The 19,471-nt window shown below is 61.6% G+C and carries 21 protein-coding genes; all 21 read left to right on the top strand.

Annotated elements, in window-relative coordinates; all coding sequences use genetic code 11:
- The first annotated feature begins 37 nt into the window (after positions 1–37).
- Entirely contained in the window at positions 38–481 is a 444-nt protein-coding gene (gspG, locus tag C6570_RS00830; protein WP_106701187.1) for a type II secretion system major pseudopilin GspG, read from the top strand.
- Positions 482–514: 33 nt separating this feature from the next.
- Positions 515–997 carry a prepilin-type N-terminal cleavage/methylation domain-containing protein gene (locus tag C6570_RS00825; protein ID WP_106701185.1) on the top strand — a complete coding sequence of 161 codons (483 nt, stop codon included), beginning with the start codon at positions 515–517 and terminating at the stop codon, positions 995–997.
- Positions 994–1,419: a type IV pilus modification PilV family protein gene (locus tag C6570_RS00820; protein WP_245896257.1), complete on the top strand. Its 426-nt coding sequence runs from the start codon at positions 994–996 to the stop codon at positions 1,417–1,419. Before C6570_RS00825 ends, C6570_RS00820 begins: the two co-directional genes overlap by 4 nt.
- Positions 1,392–2,024 (top strand): prepilin-type N-terminal cleavage/methylation domain-containing protein, encoded by a 633-nt coding sequence (locus C6570_RS00815; RefSeq protein WP_245896256.1) that lies wholly within the window; start codon positions 1,392–1,394, stop codon positions 2,022–2,024. Before C6570_RS00820 ends, C6570_RS00815 begins: the two co-directional genes overlap by 28 nt.
- A complete protein-coding gene (locus C6570_RS00810; RefSeq protein WP_106701181.1) occupies positions 2,021–2,932 on the top strand; it encodes a type II secretion system minor pseudopilin in 912 nt (303 codons plus the stop codon). Before C6570_RS00815 ends, C6570_RS00810 begins: the two co-directional genes overlap by 4 nt.
- A gap of 176 nt (positions 2,933–3,108) precedes the next feature.
- Positions 3,109–3,942 (top strand): PilN domain-containing protein, encoded by an 834-nt coding sequence (locus C6570_RS00805; RefSeq protein WP_245896255.1) that lies wholly within the window; start codon positions 3,109–3,111, stop codon positions 3,940–3,942.
- Complete coding sequence (gene gspM, locus C6570_RS00800) at positions 3,906–4,541, top strand: type II secretion system protein GspM (RefSeq protein ID WP_123812168.1); 636 nt, start codon at positions 3,906–3,908, stop codon at positions 4,539–4,541. The genes C6570_RS00805 and gspM overlap by 37 nt, the downstream gene beginning before the upstream one ends.
- Positions 4,538–5,239: a hypothetical protein gene (locus C6570_RS18225; protein WP_211297626.1), complete on the top strand. Its 702-nt coding sequence runs from the start codon at positions 4,538–4,540 to the stop codon at positions 5,237–5,239. Before gspM ends, C6570_RS18225 begins: the two co-directional genes overlap by 4 nt.
- A 322-nt stretch (positions 5,240–5,561) precedes the next feature.
- Positions 5,562–7,715, top strand: coding sequence for a type II secretion system secretin GspD (gene gspD / locus C6570_RS00790; RefSeq protein WP_245896254.1), 2,154 nt, complete (start codon positions 5,562–5,564; stop codon positions 7,713–7,715).
- 50 nt (positions 7,716–7,765) lie between these two features.
- Positions 7,766–8,236 (top strand): hypothetical protein, encoded by a 471-nt coding sequence (locus C6570_RS00785; protein WP_106701172.1) that lies wholly within the window; start codon positions 7,766–7,768, stop codon positions 8,234–8,236.
- A gap of 167 nt (positions 8,237–8,403) precedes the next feature.
- A complete protein-coding gene (locus C6570_RS00780; protein WP_106701170.1) occupies positions 8,404–9,339 on the top strand; it encodes a hypothetical protein in 936 nt (311 codons plus the stop codon).
- Between the two features lie 283 nt (positions 9,340–9,622).
- Positions 9,623–10,594: a VCBS repeat-containing protein gene (locus tag C6570_RS17855; protein WP_123812167.1), complete on the top strand. Its 972-nt coding sequence runs from the start codon at positions 9,623–9,625 to the stop codon at positions 10,592–10,594.
- Positions 10,595–10,596: 2 nt separating this feature from the next.
- Positions 10,597–11,514, top strand: coding sequence for a peptidylprolyl isomerase (locus C6570_RS00765; RefSeq protein ID WP_106701164.1), 918 nt, complete (start codon positions 10,597–10,599; stop codon positions 11,512–11,514).
- 100 nt (positions 11,515–11,614) lie between these two features.
- On the top strand, positions 11,615–12,619 hold the full coding sequence (locus C6570_RS00760; protein ID WP_245896253.1) for a glycosyltransferase family A protein: 1,005 nt from the start codon (positions 11,615–11,617) through the stop codon (positions 12,617–12,619).
- 170 nt (positions 12,620–12,789) lie between these two features.
- Positions 12,790–13,833 (top strand): glycosyltransferase family 4 protein, encoded by a 1,044-nt coding sequence (locus C6570_RS00755; protein WP_245896252.1) that lies wholly within the window; start codon positions 12,790–12,792, stop codon positions 13,831–13,833.
- A gap of 56 nt (positions 13,834–13,889) precedes the next feature.
- Positions 13,890–14,756 (top strand): NAD-dependent epimerase/dehydratase family protein, encoded by an 867-nt coding sequence (locus C6570_RS00750; protein WP_245896251.1) that lies wholly within the window; start codon positions 13,890–13,892, stop codon positions 14,754–14,756.
- Between the two features lie 62 nt (positions 14,757–14,818).
- Positions 14,819–15,574 (top strand): ABC transporter permease, encoded by a 756-nt coding sequence (locus C6570_RS00745; protein WP_245896250.1) that lies wholly within the window; start codon positions 14,819–14,821, stop codon positions 15,572–15,574.
- Positions 15,575–15,682: 108 nt separating this feature from the next.
- The gene (locus C6570_RS00740; protein ID WP_245896249.1) at positions 15,683–16,852 is read left to right on the top strand and encodes an ABC transporter ATP-binding protein; all 1,170 of its coding nucleotides are present in this window, start codon (positions 15,683–15,685) and stop codon (positions 16,850–16,852) included.
- A gap of 17 nt (positions 16,853–16,869) precedes the next feature.
- The gene (locus C6570_RS00735; protein WP_164675462.1) at positions 16,870–17,910 is read left to right on the top strand and encodes a class I SAM-dependent methyltransferase; all 1,041 of its coding nucleotides are present in this window, start codon (positions 16,870–16,872) and stop codon (positions 17,908–17,910) included.
- Between the two features lie 5 nt (positions 17,911–17,915).
- On the top strand, positions 17,916–18,545 hold the full coding sequence (locus tag C6570_RS00730; protein WP_106701150.1) for an acyltransferase: 630 nt from the start codon (positions 17,916–17,918) through the stop codon (positions 18,543–18,545).
- Between the two features lie 61 nt (positions 18,546–18,606).
- On the top strand, positions 18,607–19,347 hold the full coding sequence (locus C6570_RS00725) for a lytic transglycosylase domain-containing protein (protein ID WP_245896248.1): 741 nt from the start codon (positions 18,607–18,609) through the stop codon (positions 19,345–19,347).
- The last annotated feature ends 124 nt before the right edge of the window (positions 19,348–19,471 follow it).

Raw genomic sequence — 19,471 nt, 5'->3', positions numbered from 1 at the left:
GCTCACCGCCATTTTCTCGATTCAAGGATTGATCCGAATGCAACTCACTCTGAACCCCGCGCGCGCGCTGCCGCGCCTTGGCCGCCAAAGCGGCATGACCCTGATCGAACTGCTGGTGGTGCTGGTCATCCTGACGCTGGTGGCGGGGCTGATCGGCCCGCAGGTGCTTAACCAACTGGGCGGCGCCAAGACCAAGACGGCGGCCGTGCAGATCAAGGAACTGGAGCAGTCCCTGGACCTGTTCAAGCTGGACGTGGGCCGCTACCCCAGCGACGCCGAGGGCCTGCGCAGCCTGGTCGAGCGCCCCGGCACCGCCAGCGGCTGGAACGGCCCGTACCTGAAGAAAGAGCTGCCCAACGACCCGTGGGGCGCGCCGTACCAGTACAAATTTCCTGGTCGCAAGGGCGGCCCGGACGTCTTCAGCTTCGGCGCCGACGGCAAGGCGGGCGGCGAGGGCGAAAACGCCGATATCTACAACTGACGCCGGCGGCCGGCCGTCTCGCCCACGTTCAGCATGAACCGCCCGATTGCCAGGCCCGCCCGCGCGGCCGGTTTCACGCTGCTTGAGCTGATCGTGGTGCTGGCGGTGGCGGCCATCGCCGTGTCGGTGGTGGGCGGCGGCGCGCAGGCCTACCTGGAGCGCGCGCGCTACCAGAAGGCGGTGCGCGACGTGACCAGCCAGCTCAAGCACGCCCGCGCGGTCAGCATCGACCAGGGGCAGCCGGTGGTGGTGACCTACCAGCCCCAATTGCACCGATTGAGTGCAGGCGACCTGACCCTGGTTGACCTGCCTCCCGCGCTGGAAGTGCGCTGGACGCGCGTGGCCGGCGCACCGGGCGCGGGCACCAGCGGCGTTGAGCCGATCTTTGTCTTCAGCCCCGACGGCTACGCGCGCGGCGGCGACCTGGCGGTGCTGCGCGCCGGGCGCGGCGTGCAGTTTGGTGTGAACTGGCTGCTGGGTACCGTTGAATCCGCCACTGTGACTGGGGGCGCGTGATCCGTCGCGGCGTTTTAGCGCGCGCGCCTCGGCGTGGCCAGCGCGGCTTCAACCTGCTGGAAGCGCTGGTGGCGATGGCCATCGCGGCCATTGCGTTCACGGCGCTGTACCGCACGGTGGGGCAAAGCTCCAAGGTGGTGGTGGATGTGCAGGCGCGGGTAGAGGCAGCGATGCTGGCGCGCTCCGTACTGGCTCGCGCCACGTTCGCCGAAGACCTGGCGCCACTTCAAACCGGGCAGGAGGGGCCTTGGCAATGGCGCCTGCAGGCGGCGCAGCAGACGGTCACCCTGACGGACACCACCGGTCAGGCGCTGGAATCGCCCACCGTGCCGGTCGCCCGCGTCGATATTGAGGTGGCGCGCGAAGGCGCGGGGCGCGTTTTTGAAATGACGGCATGGAAGCCGTACCGAAACGCGCCATGACGGCCCGCACGCACCGCCGCGCGGGCGGGTTCACTTTGCTTGAGCTGCTGATCGCGCTCATGGTCACGGGCCTGGTAGTGGCGCTGGTTTTTTCTGCCTTCGGACTGATCGGGCGCACGGAAGACCGCAACCAGGCCACGATGGAGCGTGCCGAAAAGATGTTGATCGCCTCGCAGTGGCTGGCGCGCAAGTTTGATGGCTTGCGACCCTTGTCGCGCGTGCAGGGGACGGCCGTTTCGCCGTTCTTTACTGGCAATCAGGCCGGCGCGATGTGGGTGGCGCCGCTGCCCGAGCGCGGCGAAGCGGGGGGCTTGCACGTGTTCCGCGCAGGGCCTTTGAGGCACTCCGGTGGGCAAGTCGACCTGCTGATCGAGGCGCTGCCCTACGATGGTGCGCTGATGGCGCTGGATTGGTCGCAGGCGCTGCGCCAGACGCTGGTGACGGACGTGCGCAGCCTGCAGTGGTACTACCAGGACGGCGCCACGGGCGAATGGAGCCAGGATTGGTCTGGCAGGCCGGGCTATCCCGCTCGGGTGCGCTTGGTCATCGGCGACGCCAAGGGCGATTGGCCGGCCATGGTCTTTGCTTTGCCGAGGGCGAGATGAGGCAACCTGCCCGCCAGCGCGGCGCCGCGCTCATTCTGGTGCTCTGGATGGTGGTGGGCCTGTCGCTGGTCGTGCTGGCGGGGGCGCAGAGCGCCCGCATGTACACGCAGCGCGTGGGCCTTGAGCTGGAGCAGATCCGTTCAGATGCTGCGCTGGAGGCGGCCACCGAACTGGTGCTGAGCCGGCTCATGACGGACAAAAACCTGGCCAAGCGCTACAGCCGGCTGCAGGTGGACTTGGGCGGGGTGCAGACCTGGGTGGAAGTGGTGCCCTCCGAAGGCCTGGTCGACGTCAACGTCGCGCCCCCGGCGATGCTGGAAGCGCTTTTTTCTCGCGTGGGCGGGTTGACGCCGGGCGAAGCCACCGTGCTGGCCTCGCGGGTGCACGACTTCATCGACCCGGACGATGTGCCCAGCGGCGTCGGCGGGGCGGAAGCGGCGCAATATCAGGCCGCGGGCTCGCCGGTCAAGCCGCGCAACGGTGGGGTCGACGACCTGACGGAGCTGCGCGGCGTCCTGGGGATGACGCCAGAGCTCTATGCAATAATTTCCCCTTTTCTGGGCATCAACGGGCAGCAGCGCATCGCGCTCGATGCGGCGCCTCCAGCCTTGATCGACGCCATTTCTGGCCAGCCGGGTCTCGGCGCGAGCCTCCATGCAACCCCTCCGGAAATGCGCGCCGGCGCACTTCAACCGGGTTTAATGACGGACATGTTCACGGCGGCTTCCAGCGGTTCAGGTCAGACCATTCGTTTGCGCGCGTTCATCCAGGCTCAGCCGGGGCGGTGGTGGGCGCGCGAGGTGTGGGCCGACCTCAATGGCCGCCCCGACAACTCGACGCCATGGACCACGCGCTCCATTGAGCCGGCCCGCAGGGTCGGTAACCCGCTGGAGGCAGGCAATCCATGAGCGCGGCAACATCAGACATGATGGGTCGCCTGCGCGCCACGTGGGGCCGCTTGGCCTGGGGTTGGGGTGATTTGCGGCGCGTGCTCGGTGCCAAGGGCCTGTGGCCGCAGTACACCACGCTTGCTTCTACCACCCGCGGCGCGCGGTGGAAGATCGTCGGGCAAAGCCGGATTTCCGTGGCGGACGGCGCGCCGCAAGCCTTGTTGATCGACGAACGGGATGTGCTGTGGGGCGAGCTGAGGCTGCCATCGGTGCCCAGCGGCGCATTGGGCGCGGCCGTGACCGAGGCGCTGTGGCGCGTGTCACCGTTGCCACCAGATCAGGTGCTTCCCGCCTGGCGGGCAACGCCTGACGCCGCAGATGGCTGGCTCGTCGATTGGGGTGTGTGCCCACTGCGCTTGGTCGAGCAGGGCCGGGCAGAGCTCAACTTGCCCGCCGATGCTCCGGTGTATCTGGCGCGGGGTGCCGCCGAGGCCTTGCCAGCGCAAGGCGCGGCGGTCCAGGGCGCACGCCAACAGCAGCGTCGTCTGGATGCGATGGCCGTCGGTGGACTGTGCATCGCCGCCGCTGCGCTGATGGCTCCTGCGGTGATGCCGCTCGTCTTGAAGCGAAACGCCGTTGTGCGAGGCATGTCCCACTTGACCACCGTCGACCCGATGGCCGCGCCCTTGCGCCAGAAGCTGGACGAACTGCATCAGTTGGGCACGCTGTCGTCGGCGCTGGACGCCGAGCGCCAGCACAGCTTGCCCCTGGCGTCCGCTGTGGAGCGCCTGGCGCAGGTGTTGCCCACCGACGCCTGGCTTGATCGGCTTGAGGCGAGTGATCGTCAAGTGCGCATGATGGGCTTGACCCCCGACGCCACCGAGTTGATGGCGCGCCTGTCGCGTGTCGCTGAATTTGGCGATCTGCGCACCACCGCGCCCACCGTACGTGACGAAGGGCAGAATCGCGAGCGCTTTGCTCTGGAGTTCACTTGGCGCGACGCTGCGACGGGAGCGGCGCAGAAATGAAGTCATTAAAGCTCAAGCGAAGCCGCGATGTGAGTGCAAGCCCACTTTCACCCTGGGCCCAACGGGCCGCCATGGTCACTGGCGTTTTTGCGCTGGTGCTGCTGGTGGTGGTGGCGTGGGTGTATTGGCTCAACTGGGCGCGCTATGCGCGCGCGCAGGATCAGATCGATTCTCGTATCGCGCGCATCGACGGCATCCTGGCCTCCAGCGCCGACATCGACGCTCGGCTGGCGCAGGCCAAGAAGGCGGTCGGCCCATGGTTGCACAAAGGCGGTGCCGATGCGCAGAACGAAGTCACACAGCGACTGCGTGAGCTGGTGGTGTCGAGTGGCGCGACGCTGGTGTCCTCGCAGGCCGCGGCGCTGCCGGCCGAGTCCGAGCAGCAGCTGGCGCGCATCAACGTGAGCGCTACCGTGACCGGCGAGTGGGCTCAGCTGGTCCAATTGGCCCAGGCGCTGCAGAGCCAGAGGCCGCCTTTTTTGGCTCGCTCGCTGAATATTCAGCGTGAAGGCCAAGTCAGCGGGAAAACCTCCCAGAAAGCCAGGCTGACGGTGCAGCTTGAGGCGCCGCTGGCGGTTCAGCAGGGGGCCAAGCCATGAAGCGCGCTTGGACAGCATTGCTGGCGGTAGCTGTGCTTGCCGTCGCGGCGGGCGTGGCATGGTGGTGGCTTGGCCGTTCGGCGTGGCACCCGCCGGCACCTATCAAGCCTGCTCTGCCGGACATCGCCTTGCCTCAGGATGGCGTGCCGCCGCAGGTGAAGAACGCGCTTGAAAAACCGCTGCTGTGGTCTTCGCGTGCCCCCGTCGAGGCGGCGGAAGCGGAATCGTCGAAAGCGCCCGAGTCCGAGCTGTCTCAGCTGCGTTTGATGGCGGTACTGGAATCGGCCGGCCAGCGAGTCGCGTTGCTCCAACGCCCAGACCGCACGGTTCTCAAGCTGAACTCGTCGGACCCGGAAAGCGGCTGGCGCCTGGAGTCTTTTGACGGTGCGGTAGCGCAGTTCGTGTCGCGCTCCGGACAACGCATTGAGCGTCCACTGGAGCGGGTTGGTGCGGCGGCGCCGGGCGCTGGCGCGGCGCCCAGAGGCTCTTCCGCTGTCACAGCGCCGTCCCCAATGCGGGCAGGGCAGCAAGGTGCTGCCAATCGCGCGGGCGCGTCAGATCACACTCGTCCAACCATGCCGAATGGCATGTCTGCGACCAGGCAGGCTGGCTCAGGCCCGACCGGCGTGGGTGCGCTGTCACCCGGTGCGTCGCCGACTTCCGCTACGAACGACGCCGGTACGCCGGCAGGCCGTTGAAACTTACAACTGAATGCTCGTCATGTCGCTTTTTCGGCCTTCATTGATCATGCTCGCGGTGCTCACAACCGGGTGCGCCACTGCGGATCGCTCTACCACGCCCGGCCAAGAGTTGCCGCAAGCGTCTGCGGCTTCACCTACGCAAGCGGTGGCCAACCAACTGCCATTGCGCGAGGGGGCGTCGGCTGTGCCGGCCCAGGCGCAAAGCGCCGACGCCGCCTCCGCGGCGGGCGCGCGTGTCTTTCCCGGCAACGATCAGTTGGTTCGGCCGGGGCTTGCGCCCAAGTCTGATCCTGTGCTTTCGCAAGGTGAGCGTGTCTCGTTGAATTTTGAGAACGTCACGGTCTCCAGTCTGGCTTCCGCCTTGCTGGGCGACCTGCTCAAGGTCAGCTACACGATCGACGCGGGCGGTGACACCATGGTCAGCCTGCGCACCAGCAAGCCGCTGCCGCGCAAGCAGGTGCTGGATGTGCTGGATACCGTGCTGCTGCCGCACGATTTGGCGATCGTCCGCGACTCTGCTGGCGTCTACCACGTCACCAAGCGGTCCGTGACGGCCGGCAGCCGCCCACTGACGTCTGCTTCCAAGATCAAGGATCTGGCCGGTGCGGGCACGGTGATCGTCCCCCTGAACCACATTGGTGCGGGCGAGATGGCGAAGATCCTCGGCCCGTTGGCGCCGCGTGAGTCCATCGTCTACGTGGATACGCTGCGCAACCTGCTGGTGTTGCAGGGCAGCAAGATTCAGCTGGAAGGGTGGCTGGAGATGGTTGACGCCTTTGACGTCGACTACCTCTCGGGCATGTCATTGGGCGTTTTTCCGCTGGAATACACCAACGTGAACGTGGTGTACGACACCCTGCAAGCCATGATCGCGCCGGACCAAGCTAGTGGCGCCTTCGGTGGCGGTTCCGGAGGTGGCGGTGCCCCGGGCGGCGTGGGGGCGCGCCCCGGCAGCGCGCCCGGAGGCGCGGGCGGCGCAGCAGCCCTGGCGCAGTCTGGCGGAGGCCCCCTGAATGGCCTGGTGCGCCTTTTCCCGGTAGAGCGCTTGAATGCCCTGGTGGTGGTTACACCACGCAGCCAGATTCTTGGCCAGGTCGAGTCGTGGATCAAGCGACTGGATCAGCCTACCGATTCACTGGAGGCAGGCCTGTTCGTTTACCCCGTGCAGAACGGCTCGGCGGTTCGCATGGCTGAGTTGCTGAACGGATTGTTTGGCGGGTCGGGCGGTGGCGGCCGTGCTGGCGTGGCTGGCGGCTCAGCGCCGAGCCAGTTTGGCCAGGCAGGTGGATTTGGCGGATTTGGTGCGAACAACGGATCCAGCCGTGGCGGTGTGTCGTCGACGGGTGCATTCGGTTCGACCAATTCCGGTACCGGCGCATTCGGGTCAGGCAGTTCTGGTACGGGTGCGTCGGGATTGGGCGCCAGTGCTGGAGGTGCTTTCGGGTCAGGCGGCGTGTTCGGCGCGACAAGCGGCGGTGGCCAGACTGGAGCCAATGCGGCAACAACCACCGTGAGCGACTTGGAGGGCAACGTCCGGGTGGTGGCAGACGAGTCGCGAAACGCGCTGCTGATCCGCGCTCCAAGAACCGAGTTTCGACGCATTGAACGCGCGCTGCGCGAGTTGGACAAAGCGCCTACGCAGGTGCTGATTGAAGCCACCATCGTCGAAATCACTTTGACCGGCAGCCTGGAATACGGCGTGGAATGGGCTTTCAACAACGGCTTGGGCGGGGGCAGAACGGGCAGCGGCCTGATCAGCGCCAGCGGATCCAGCGATCTGAGCGGCGTTTCAAAGGGCTTCAGCTACTCCATCGTCAACAACGCCGGGGCGGTTCGGGCAACACTGAATGCGTTGGCCAACAAGTCTCAGCTGCGTGTGCTGTCCAACCCTTCCGTGCTGGTGCTGGACAACCACAGCGCCACGTTCCAGGTGGGCGACCAGGTGCCGGTGCGCACGGGCAATTCCACCATTTCCAACGGCGTGGTGATCTCCGACTCGTTCACCTACAAGGACACCGGGGTCATGCTGTCGGTCAGTCCCTCTGTCAACTCCGGCGGGCTGATCACCCTTGGCGTTTCACAGGCGGTCATCGACATCGGCGCCACACTGGACGCGGCGACCAATCAAAGCAAGTTCCTGACGCGGCAGATACAGACTCGCGTGGCGGTGCGCTCGGGCGAGACCGTCGTGCTGGGCGGCATGATCCGCGAGAACGAAACGCGCGCCCGCGGCGGCGTACCAGCGCTGAGCGACATTCCCCTGTTCGGCGCGCTGTTCTCCACCACGTCTGAAAAGCGCGAGCGCACCGAGCTGATGGTGCTGTTGACGCCGCGTGCCCTCGAAGACGATGACCAGGTCCGCGCGGCCAGCGTCGAGATGCGTCAGCGCATCCGTTCGTTGAGTCTGCAAGATCCCACTGGGCTGGGCAGCGGCTCCAAACTGGGCTCAACGTTGCTCAATCCGCCCAAGTAACAGCGCATGAAGCGCGACCTTCCTCCCATTTCAGTAAAAGGAGTCTGTGAATGCACTCAACTCAACCGTCGTTGCCTCGCCGCGCGTTGACCGGGGCCTTTCTGTCTTTGGCTGCGGCAGCCCTGGTCGGGTGCGCCAGCGCGCCGTCCGCGACTTCGGCGCCAGCCGGGCCCAAGGCGGACAGTTCGCAAGAGGCCCTTGTCAAGCGTGCCCAAGCCTATTGGGACTTGGTTCGTGCTAACGACAACGTCGGCGCTTGGGCCTATGAGGCCATCTCGAAAAACCCCAGCGCCTCGTTGGAGGGCTACCTGAAGAAGGGCGGGATCACTTACAGTGCTGCCAAGGTGCTGGCGGTGAAGTCTGTCGAGGGAGACGTTGGTACCGTCGAGGTTGAGATGACCTATTCGCTGCCACTCCTCCGGGTACGTGACCAGAACCTCAGCACTGAAGATCAATGGAAGTTGATTGATGGGATCTGGTACCATGCGCCGGCCAAAAGCGCCCTGTTTCCAAGCAAGTGACTGTGTCGCTCTAGCAACAGCGGGATTCTGGTCGGCGGAGAGAATCGACTTTCGCTTGCCTAACCCAAAGGCCCCAACTATGATGGCCACAACCCAAACGGAGTGACGGATGGGCTGTGGTACCCACTTAGTGGGGCGCTTCTTTAAATTTTCTGAGGACCATAGAGATGAAAAAATTTGCAATGTCCGCCATTGCAGTTGCGGCAGTGCTCGGCGCTGGCGCGGCTAATGCTTACACGATGGGTACTTTCTCCAACGGTTTCGTTGTGCCCAACGTGATCCATGACGCTACTGGCGCTACCACCGCTGTCGGTATCATCAACCAGTCCGCCATCACGGTTCCCGTGTTCTGGACGTTCTTCGATCAAGAATCGAACCACGTGGTTGACGGCTGCTTCACCATGACTGCCAAAGACTACGAGCCCTTCGTGTGGTCGCAGAAGTCTGGTACCGGTCTGGCTGGTCAGCGTGGCTACCTGGTGTTCGCCGTGGGTAACAGCACTGCCGGCACTTGCGCCATCGGCCAAACTCTGGCTGCCTCCGGCTCCGGTGCTCTGATTGCTGGTAACGCGTTCTTCGTGGATCCCGTTCGTAAAGACGTCGCTTATACGCCCGTGATTGATGGTCCTCTGACGATCGGCGGCTCGGCCACGGATCTGTCGACGCTGGACGCTGGTAGCCTGACGCAAGTCGCCGGCGCTGCGCAAGTGGGAGCCAGCCCTCGCTTCAGCCTGCGTTACTTCATCGACGGCGTGGCCAACAGCGGCACCAACACGAACATCGTCGTGTGGTCCACCGGCGACCAGACCGGCACCTACACCGTGAACATGTACGACGCCGCGCAGAACCGTCAGTCGGTCAACTTCAAACTGGACCACGCTGAGCTGGACTGGTTCGATCCTGAGCTGATCGCCGGCCGTCCTGCTTCTTTCGTTGACGGCTTCATCGATTGGAAGCTGAATGTTGGTGCGCTGCCGACCGGTGCGCCTTCTACTGGCGCCTTGCTCGGTGCTACTACGGGTTCGGTGTTCACGTACAGCGTGATCGACGCTCCCGCCTTCGGTGCTGTTCAGACCGTCCTGGGCGCGCACTCTGCTAACTAAACTTAAGGCTTGAGATTCAGGCTTGGCTGTCAAGGCTGAGCTTGGTTTCGGCTAACGCTCCTGCAGACGTTAAAATTTAGCGATTGCAGGGGCGCTTAAAAGCGCCATTTGGCGCTTTTTTATTGCTCGTCGTTTTTTGTATGCAGAGTTTCATATGCTAGCTCGCATTGCCGCGTACGCGCGTTTGGCTGGGTTGTTGCTCGGTGTGGCCGTACTGTCTGCCTGCCAACATGCGGGCTCCGCCGCGCAGCTTGAATCGCCCGCCGTATCCGTGGCTGCTCCTGTGTCCGATCACATCACCTTTTCGGCGCCATTGGCCTGGGGTGGAGAGGCTCGCTGTACAGATCTAGGCTGCAAGATTGCTCTCGTTGAACACGAAGCTGGCCAATTGGTGTTGCATCAGGTCAAAGGTCGCCGTGTTGTCGAACTCGATCGAAAGCCGCTGGCGTATCACCCTGACTCCGCGAAGTGGATCACCAATGATTGGGTTGTGGCGGCGGTCGAACGCGGCCAGTCGTTGGACTTTTTTGCCGTGAACGAAGGCCGTCTGACCGCTCATACACAAATTGGCGTTCCGTTCGCGCCGCGCGATGTGGTTGTCCTCGGCACCGAAAATGGTGTTTCCTCACTCATGGCGGCGCCCTACAGCGGGAAGAATATTGCTATCGTTAGTTGGAAGCATGGTGCCAAAGACGCGAAGGTCACCCCGGTTCATTGGTGCGAGGCGCCTTGGCACCCAGCGTTGGTTACGCGTGCGCCGCGTGGCGGCGGCAGAGGTGTTGTAGCGGCATGTCTCGACGACAAACGCGTTATGTATGTGAGCGGCAAAGATTGGGCCGCCGAACCGACACAGCTTGCGCAGTTCGATCGGGTGGCCAGGCAAGCGGCGCCGTCTCCTTCGGGTAAGTGGGTCTATGTTGCCCTTGAGATTGGCCCCAAGAACGCCCGAATCAATATGGACTCAGGTGAGATTCAACAACTTGAAGCCGCTCCAAACGGCGCTGTGTCGGTCGCCACTTTGGATGACGACACGGTGGTCTGGGGCGGTCCCAATTCCATCTATCTCCAAAAATTTGACGCATCGGGTAAGGTTTTGGCCACTCGATGGTTAAAGCCAAGCGGATACCCGACGGGACTGCAGTTAGTCGACCTCGATGGTGATGGAGAGCAGGATCTGCTCGTTCTTAACTCGGCGGGCGACGTGGCGGATGTGTTTTATGGGCCGCTCTGGGCCCGTGCGTTGGAGAGTCAGTGAGTATGTCGAGATTAGCTAGTCGTTGCCGCGTTCTGTCGCGCCTTTTTCTGGTCTTGCCGCTGCTATTGGGCGGTTCGCTGGCCGCCACGGCCTCTGAACCGCGGCTCGCAACTTTGGATGATAGCGAAGTGGTCACTCAAGCTGACCTCGAAGCTTACCTGGCGCGGCGCGTGGATTTGAAGCCACTGGCGAGAAACTTTTGGGGTGCAGAAAATGCGCTCAAAGAGATGTTGATGACGCGAACCTTGGTTTTGGAGGGATTGCGTCTAAAAGAGCCGAATCGGAACAGCGAGCAGCCCGAGCGATTCGATGATATTTACGGGGCCGCAGTCTATAAAAAGCTTGTCACGACGTGCCCGTCTTCTGTCGACGATAAAAGTGCTCGCAGTTTTTATGACAAACATCCCGAGGTGTTCACGACGCCTGCTACCGCTCGCTTGGCAAGGGTCATGCTGCCCGTGTCAGATAAAGTGGACGGAATGCCTTCCATGGCATGGCTGATGGAGCAAGCTGAGATCGTCGCCAAGGGCGCGAGCGACTTCAATGCGCTTGCCAGCAAAACGGCTGGTCTCTACAAACTTGAGCCGCAGGGCGATCTGGGCTGGGTGAACCTGACTGGTGACGTGGCGATCATGCGCGCGCTGATGGCGGCCAAGTCCGGCGAAATGGTTGGCCCAGTTCGAGATGGCGATTTTGGGTACTTGTTTTTGCTAGGCGAAAAGCGCGAACCACGCTTATTGAAGTGGGACGAGGTCAAAACCACCGCTGCGGCGCGGCAAGTGCGTTACTGCCGAGAGCAAGCCAATAACGAACTGCGGGAAAAACTCTTCAAGAAATACCACGTATCTATTGATGAGAATGCGGTAAAGGCGCTTTTCAAAATTTCATCACCCAGCAAGTCTGCCGAGCCAAAGAAGTAATGTGAGTTTTCGCTGTTACGATTGGGTTTGCCGTTGGGCCGTAGCGGTCCGGTCTAGCCGCCTTGGCCACTAGATAGCTGCTTCCTGGAAGACATTTGATTTGGCGTTTATAAATACATCCTCGCCCACCAGCCCGGTGAGGGCTTCTGTACTCATCCCGGTAAAAAATGGTGGGGCGTTGTTGGGTGAGGTGCTGGATGCTGTGCTGGCGCAGGAGACCGATTGGCCTTTCGAGGTTTTGATCATTGATTCTGGCTCATCCGACGATTCAGTTCAAATCGCTAGGTCGCGAGGCGTTAAGGTCACCACCATTCCGCCTAAGGATTTCAGCCACGGAGGCACACGAAATCTGTTGGGGCAACAATCACGCGGCGATTTTCTCGTCTATTTAACGCAAGACGCAAAACCTGCGACCCGGCACTGGCTTGCCAAGCTGGTTGATGGGTGTGCGTCCGATCCATCGGTGGCTGGTGCCTTTGGTCCTCACCTCGCGTATCCCAGTGCTCGCCACGTCACGCATCGAGAGCTGGTAGAACACTTTTCTGGTTTTGGCGCGACGCTAACACTGTCGCGAATTGATGATCAAGATCGGTTTGATTCGGATCCAGGATATCGGCAGTATTTGCATTTCTTTTCCAGCAATAATTCTTGCCTCAGAAGATCGGTCTGGGAGCATATCCCGCTGCCGGACGTCGCTTTTGCAGAGGATCAGACTTGGGCGTTAGAGGTTGTCAAGGCTGGATACGCCAAAGCATTTGTGCCCGAGGCGGCAGTTTTCCATTCCCATGATTTTGGAGTTTGGGAAACATTTCAGCGCAACTTCGATGAGGCTCGGTCGTTTGAGCGATACTTCGGGTACAAGCTGCAAACTGGCGTAGTGGGTGCGATGCGATCGTCTGCAATGCTCGCTCGGCGCGATTATTCGTGGCTTCGCGCGGCGGGCTTGAGTGGTTGGCGCTTGGTGAAAAATTCCGCGTACATGGTCGGTATTGAGTTCGCGCGGACTGCTGGCCAACTGTTGGGTACTCGACATCAGACGCTGCCGGCATGGCTACAACGTCGAGTCTCTCGCGATCAGCAAATGCAAAGTAAAGGTTCGACTTAAGAATGCTCGGAAATCTACCTCATCGCGCAAGGCAAGTGCGCGACTTGCTGCGCCGTGATGGCTTAGTCCAGACGTGTCGGATGATTTGGGTGCGGTTGAGGCATGGGCCGGGTCAGTGGTCGAAGACCGATGTCATCGGATATTACGAATTTCTTGTGGAGAAGAAGCCATTGAGCACCCAAGGCGTTGCTGGGGCGAAGACAATGCTTTGGGTCATTCCTGACTTCAATATAGGATCGGGCGGTCATTTAAATATTTTCCGCACTATATATAACTTGGAGCCTAAGGGATACGTGTCCACAATTCTCATTGTGGGCGGGACGACCCATGTTGACGCCAAGGCGGCCAAGAAAGATATTGTTGAGCACTTTTTCCCTGTGCGGGCCGAAGTGATTATGGATGGTGATGTTTTGCCGTCAACGGAGTACGTGGTAGCCACGGGATGGCAGACGGCCTACCATGTTAATCGTCTTCCCGCTCCGTCAAAGAAGGTGTATTTCGCGCAGGATTTTGAGCCCTTGTTCTACCCGGCCGGAAGCGAGTATGTTTTTTCGGAAAACACCTATCATTTCGGATTCTATGGGATTGCTGCTGGTCAATGGTTGGCCGATAAGCTTTCGTCTGAATATGCCATGCAGGCCAAGTCGGTTGGTTTCGGTGTAGACGAGCGTTACAAGGCGCATCGTCGTAGAGAGCCGGAGATCAAGCGTGTATTTTTCTATGCTAGGCCGCCAACTGCGCGGCGAGCGTTTGAGTTGGGCTTAGTGGTTCTTGATCTTGTTCACAAGCGGCTTCCGCATGTCCAGTTTGTGCTGGCAGGGTGGGATACTGAGAACTATCGCATCCCGTTTCCGCACCTGAGTTGCGGGACGGTCGGCTTGGACGATTTGCCTGATCTTTACTCGCAGTGCGATGTCGCGCTTGTTCTATCCTTGACCAACTTGTCGCTCTTGCCGCTTGAGCTTATGGCGTGCCGCTGTGCGGTCGTATCAAACCGGGGTGCGAACGTGGAGTGGCTGCTCAATGATGATATTGCGATTTTGGCCGATTTGACTCCAGACTCACTGGCGGATGCTGTCTGTCGCGCGTTAACGGATGATGCGTATCGTGTGGAAATGATGGATCGTGCCGAGCAGTTTGCGTCGACCCAGAACTGGGACGACGTGGCTGTTGCGTTTGAGGCTGGGTTGGTGGCGGCGCGGGAGGCCGTGTAGTGCTGTGCGTCATTCTCGGTGGTCGCGGATTCCTTGGCCGCCATGTTGGCAAAGCCATGGCCGCCGCCGGATACGAAGTTTGGTCGGTGGACAGCGCGCCGGGCGCACCTGACGATGGTTTGCCCTGGGCGGCAGGTGAGGTGGCTTGCGCCTATGAGGACGTAGCGTCCTGGCTGCTCCTGTGTGGCGTGCCGGACGTTATCGTTCATCTGGCGTCGTTCACTGTGCCGGCGGTCGCCAGCGCCAATCCGGTCGAAGACTCGGAAGTCAATCTGATCGGGACGCTGAAGCTCTTGATGGGACTTCGGCAACTTTCTAAACAGCCCCGGGTCATCTTTGCGTCTTCCGGCGGTGCAGTCTATGGACGGCCTTTGGTCGTGCCGTTGACGGAGGCACATCCGACGATGCCGTTGGGCGCGTACGGTGTGACCAAGCTCGCAATTGAGCATCACTTGCGCGCCGAGTCACAGCTTACGGGGTTACCCTACCGTGTGTTGCGCATCAGCAATCCCTATGGCGAGTGGCAGCGTCCGCACGGCGTGCAAGGCGTGATCGCCGTCTTCGCTCACCGCGCTTTGCAGAGGCAGCCGGTTGAGGTCTGGGGGGATGGTTCCGTCGTCAGGGATTTCCTGTATGCCGGCGACGTGGGTACAGCCTTCGTTGCTGCGGCAGCGCATCGCGGGGACGCTACCACGTTCAACATTGGCGGTGGCGTGGGAATCAGTGTCAATGAAATTTTGCGTACTCTGGAGTCGCTTCTAGGGCATCGCGTTGACCGCAGAATGCAGCCCGCGCGGCCGTTTGACCCTCAAGTGAACGTTTTGGACATTTCGCTCGCCAGAAGTCAGTTGGGCTGGGCCCCAGAGATTGCTTTCGAAGAGGGCGTCGGTCGGTCTCTTCAATGGTTGAGAGGCGTTGAATGACGGGTAACCGTGTCTACAATAGCGCGCCGTTGACGTTCCGGAGTCGCTCAAGGCAGCTTTGGGTGCTTTGGCGCTACTGGATTGCGCGTGAATTCAAGACGCGCTACGCGGGGTCGGCGCTAGGCGTTGCATGGGCTTTTGTTCAGCCGCTGGCGACGCTAGCCATCTTTTACGTGCTTTTCGGTCTGATCCTGGCAGTGCGCGTGCCAGGCATTGACGCTGACCAGGGTTATCTGCTGCACCTTTTGGCAGGTTTGGCCGTGTGGCTACCGTTTGTAGACGCAATTGGTCGTGGCGTGGGTAGTTTGGTCGCCTATGAGGACTTTCTCAGAAAACAGCCGATTCCAGCAGAGATACTCCCGGCGGTTGCCGTTGGCGGCACGTTGTTGACGATGCTGATCGGGTATGCGCTGCTTTTGATCCTGTGCGTAATCCAGGGTGTAGGGCCTCTCGCATCCTGGGGTTGGATACCCGTGTTGGTTGCCGCGCAACTCTTGATGACGCTCGGCATGACTTTGATGCTGTCGATGGCGCACTTTTTGTGGCGAGACGTTGGCTCCATCGTGGCATTCGGATTGCAGCTATGGTTTTATCTAACGCCAGTGATTTACCCGCTTGCACAGGTGCCAGAGCGATTTCATGTGTGGTATCTGTTGAATCCGGTAGCTTGCTTGGCGTTGGCGGTGCAAGCGGCCGTCCTCGGAATTGCCATACCTGCCGGGACCATTCCAGCGCTGTGTGTGTGGACGGTGGTTTTCGGCGTGGGTGGCTGGTGGTTCTTCCGGTCGATGAAATCGGCACTTGGCGAGGCGCTTTGACCGATGAGCATAAGGTTTGACCAAGTTGAGAAATCCTATGCGGTCTATGAGCGCCCACAGGATCGCCTTTGGGAGTTACTTTTAAGGCAGCGCAGGCACAGGACCCATGTGGCACTGAGCGGCGTCGATTTTGCGGTTCAGCCGGGGGAGACGTTTGGCCTGGTGGGCGAGAACGGTGCTGGCAAGAGCACTCTGCTCAAGATCGGGGCTGGCACCATCCGTCCCACGCGTGGCCATGTAACGCGCAACGGCCGGGTAGCCGCGCTGCTGGAGCTCGGCGCGGGCTTTCATCCCGAAGAGTCAGGGTACGACAACATGAGGTTCATGGCCGCGCTTCATGGACTGGAGGGCGAGGCGATGGCCCGCTTTGTAGACAGCGCGATCGAGTTTTCGGAGTTGTCACAGGAGTCGCTCAGGCGCCCAGTCAAGACCTACTCGTCCGGGATGTTCATGCGCTTGGCGTTCGCTGGCGCAACCGCCATAGAGCCGCAGATCTTGATCGTGGATGAGGCGCTGTCGGTCGGCGACATGCACTTCCAGAAGAAGAGCCTGGACAGAATTCTGGGTTTGCGCGACCAGGGCGCCACGATCCTTTTTTGTTCGCACAACCTGTACCAAGTGCGCAGCCTCTGCCAGCGAGCAGCGTGGATCCACGATGGCCGCATTCAAGAGCTCGGCCCGACAGAAGCGGTGGTGACCGCATACGAAGCCCATGAACGTGGACGCTATCTGCATTTGCGTTCAGAAGCACCAACGACTGCCTTACCAGACTCCGCAGCGCTGCCTGCTGAAGCCGCGCCGGCTGTGCCCGGCGGCGTGCCGCTCGTCAAGTTTCTTCAGCTCAGGACTGAGACGGCGGACGGTATCAACATGGCTCAACTGGAGTCTTTCGAAGATCTTTCGGTAGAAATCGAGTTGGAAGCGTACACGGCGGACCCTTTCCATGTCGCCTTTTCCATCGTGCGCCCTGACAAGGACAATGTGTTTGGTACCGCGACCCATCTTCGCTCGGACGCCAAGGCGCTGACGGGTATCGGGCGCCACGTGATTCGGGTACGCTTCCCTGGCATACCCTTGCTGTCCGGTGAGTACCTGTGGAGCGTCTATGTGCTTGACGACTCGGGTTTCCAAGTCATAGACATGGCTGAGTTGATTCAGCCGTTCAAGGTTCTTAACAAGACCAAGAAGGAGTTTGGGCTGGTCTGGCTTGACCATGAGTGGTCCTCAGCTGAAGTGAGCGAAGCTGCTAGCAAGGAAGACGAGCCAACAACTGCGTGACCGACGCGAGGTACAACTTGACTGATCGCAATCGCTACAACTACTCATTCGATCCAGAGGGCGATGACTGGGCGGCCCGCCTGCTGAGGCGGGTGCCCGAAGGCGCCGATGTGCTCGAGCTCGGCCCTGGCCCTGGGGCTATGACGCGCGTTCTGGTGGCGCGCGGCCATTCGGTGACGGCGGTCGAGAATGATCCCTCCGCCGTTGCTGAGCTCACGGCAATGGGCGTGGAAGTATTGGCGTGCGATCTCAACGGCACGGATTGGGTCAATCGGCTGGAAGGTCGTCGATTCGGCGCGATCCTGGCTTGCGACGTGCTCGAACACCTGAACCAGCCAGAGGTGGTGCTGGTTCATTTGCGGAACCTGGCGGCGCCAGCGGCGCCAGTAATCGTTTCCGTGCCCAATGTTGCATACGCAGGCCTGATCGCGGGCTTGCAGCTCGGGCAGTTTGAGTACGCGGACACGGGCCTGCTTGATCGCACGCATGTTCGTTTCTTCACGCGCGCCAATTTGACGCAAACGCTCGTCGCCACGGGATGGGCGCCCGAGCACTGGGAAAGCTATCGCCTTCCGGTTGAAAAAAGCGAGTTTGTTTGGGTCTGGCAGCAACTGGGCCACGCACAGCGCCAGGCGCTCATTGCGGGGTCTGCCGATTTCGATACCTATGAGTGGATGATGGTGGCCACGCCGATGGCCGACGCAGCGACTGCGCGCGCTGTCTCCACAGAACGAGAATTGAGCCGGCTGAAAACGCAGTACCACGCATTGGTGCAAGTTCACGACGATGAGCACGCTTCGCTGCTGGAGCATCAGAAAGCTTTCTCCGAAGCCAGAACAACGATTGCCGCGAAGGACGAGGAAATTCGCCAACTGGCCGTGACGGCGTCCGAGCTGCGTGACCACCAAGGCGTTTTGTCGGCCGAGCTCGCTGAGCGAGATGGTTTGCTGCAGGCGCGGGCGCTGGAGGTCAACGCACTGCACGAAAGCATCGCAGAGCTGCGGGAGCAAGGCTGGTCGGGCAAGCTTCGGCGATTGGTCGACGCTTTGAGGAGGTAAGCTGCATGTCGGCGCTCATCGGCGTGCCGGGTTTTTCACCCTCACATCCCGGTATTGATCAAATAGGCCAGGAGTGCCGCGTTGATCCGTCCGTGTCCGTCATGCGTTGGGGTGAGCGCAGTGATGCGCTGGTGCTGGGCGACAGGGTCAGCCTGTATGCGTATGTGCGCCTCGTCCTGGGTGACGTAATGGCCGATCCTTGCGTTGAAATGACCATTGGCTCCGGCACCATCGTCAACGTGGGGGCTTACCTTTCAGGCGAAGGCGGCTTGTCGATTGGCTCAGAAGTGCTCATCGGCGCCCATGCCAAGGTGCTCTCAGCAGGGCACGAGATCGATGGCGGCGATGAAATCATTGCGCGCAACCGCATCACACGGTCGCGCATCGTGATCGGCGATGGCGCCTGGATTGGCGCTGGGGCCACTGTGCTTGAAGGCGTTCATATCGGCCGAGGTGCGGTGGTGGCTGCCGGCGCTGTTGTGCGCACCGATGTGCCCGACGGCATGATCGCCGCCGGCGTGCCTGCTCGCCTTGTTCGCCGCAGGCGGTCGGCTGATGACGGCATAGCAGCCGCAGCGGCCGTAGAGGCGCGAACACCGGCCGGATTTTTGCGGAGGTTGCTGGGTGGCGGCTGAGCAGAGACGTGGCTTCCGTTATGGCTTTTTCACTTCGGGCGCATCCTGGCGATGCTTTGGCTTGGCGTTCGCCAAGTGTCTGCTCGCCCTGGGTTGGATGGCAGGTGCATTGCCTTTAGCGCAGGCGGCAGAGACGTGGCAGTTCGTGGATGGCGAGGGCGTGCTTCACATGGGCAATGCGGCGGAGCGCACCGTCGATCCGGATGACAAGGCCTCGCCAGGGACAGTTCCGTCAAGTGCCGGCACCGAGCCAGGTGCACGCGCCTTGCGTGTGATTCATCGGACGTGGGCACTGCGCTACCCCGCCTGGCAACCGCCTTCAACCCTGCCGCCGGCGCTCCCGTCGCTGGCTGGCAATCTGGCCCCCGCGCAGCTGCCGCGCGGCTTCAGCGACGTCAAACCCTATCTGGATGCGGCCGCTCAATCGCATTCGGTCGATCCGGCTTTGGTGTATTCGGTGGCCGCTGCAGAGTCCGCATTCAATGCCGAAGCGGTCTCGCACAAGGGCGCGTTGGGCCTGATGCAGATCATGCCCGGCACCGCAGCGCGCTATGGGGTCACCGGCTATTCGCTGGATACCGGTCGCCACAACGTGCTGGAGCCCAAAGTGAACGCGCAAGTGGGGAGCCGCTATCTGGCCGACTTGCTTCGGATGTTTGGTGGTGACGCTACGTTGGCTGTGGCTGCCTACAATGCCGGCGAAGGCGCGGTGTCCAAGTACGGCAACCGCGTTCCGCCCTACCCAGAGACGCAGAAATACGTCGAACGCGTCATGGGTTATTACCGATCATTCAAACAATAGCTTGGGCCAAGCCAGCGGCATGAGGCGTCGAGGCCATTGGGGGCTCGGAGCTCAGTGACAGGCTCCTGGGCATCTCACGCCCCACGGCCGACGATCTTGATCTGCCGCTACGATTCACCCATGC

This window comes from Ottowia oryzae (assembly GCF_003008535.1).
Taxonomy (GTDB): domain Bacteria; phylum Pseudomonadota; class Gammaproteobacteria; order Burkholderiales; family Burkholderiaceae_C; genus Ottowia; species Ottowia oryzae.
Note: the sequence above shows the minus strand (reverse complement) of the source record. Positions and strands in the feature narration are given on the sequence as shown.

Bases quoted from the DNA above. Each gene is read 5' to 3' on its own strand.
- gspG (WP_106701187.1), top strand. From the start codon at position 38: ATGCAACTCACTCTGAACCCCGCGCGCGCGCTGCCGCGCCTTGGCCGC.
- C6570_RS00825 (WP_106701185.1), top strand. From the start codon at position 515: ATGAACCGCCCGATTGCCAGGCCCGCCCGCGCGGCCGGTTTCACGCTG.
- C6570_RS00815 (WP_245896256.1), top strand. From the start codon at position 1,392: ATGGAAGCCGTACCGAAACGCGCCATGACGGCCCGCACGCACCGCCGC.
- C6570_RS00810 (WP_106701181.1), top strand. From the start codon at position 2,021: ATGAGGCAACCTGCCCGCCAGCGCGGCGCCGCGCTCATTCTGGTGCTC.
- C6570_RS18225 (WP_211297626.1), top strand. From the start codon at position 4,538: ATGAAGCGCGCTTGGACAGCATTGCTGGCGGTAGCTGTGCTTGCCGTC.
- C6570_RS00785 (WP_106701172.1), top strand. From the start codon at position 7,766: ATGCACTCAACTCAACCGTCGTTGCCTCGCCGCGCGTTGACCGGGGCC.
- C6570_RS00780 (WP_106701170.1), top strand. From the start codon at position 8,404: ATGAAAAAATTTGCAATGTCCGCCATTGCAGTTGCGGCAGTGCTCGGC.
- C6570_RS00765 (WP_106701164.1), top strand. From the start codon at position 10,597: ATGTCGAGATTAGCTAGTCGTTGCCGCGTTCTGTCGCGCCTTTTTCTG.
- C6570_RS00750 (WP_245896251.1), top strand. From the start codon at position 13,890: ATGGCCGCCGCCGGATACGAAGTTTGGTCGGTGGACAGCGCGCCGGGC.
- C6570_RS00730 (WP_106701150.1), top strand. From the start codon at position 17,916: ATGTCGGCGCTCATCGGCGTGCCGGGTTTTTCACCCTCACATCCCGGT.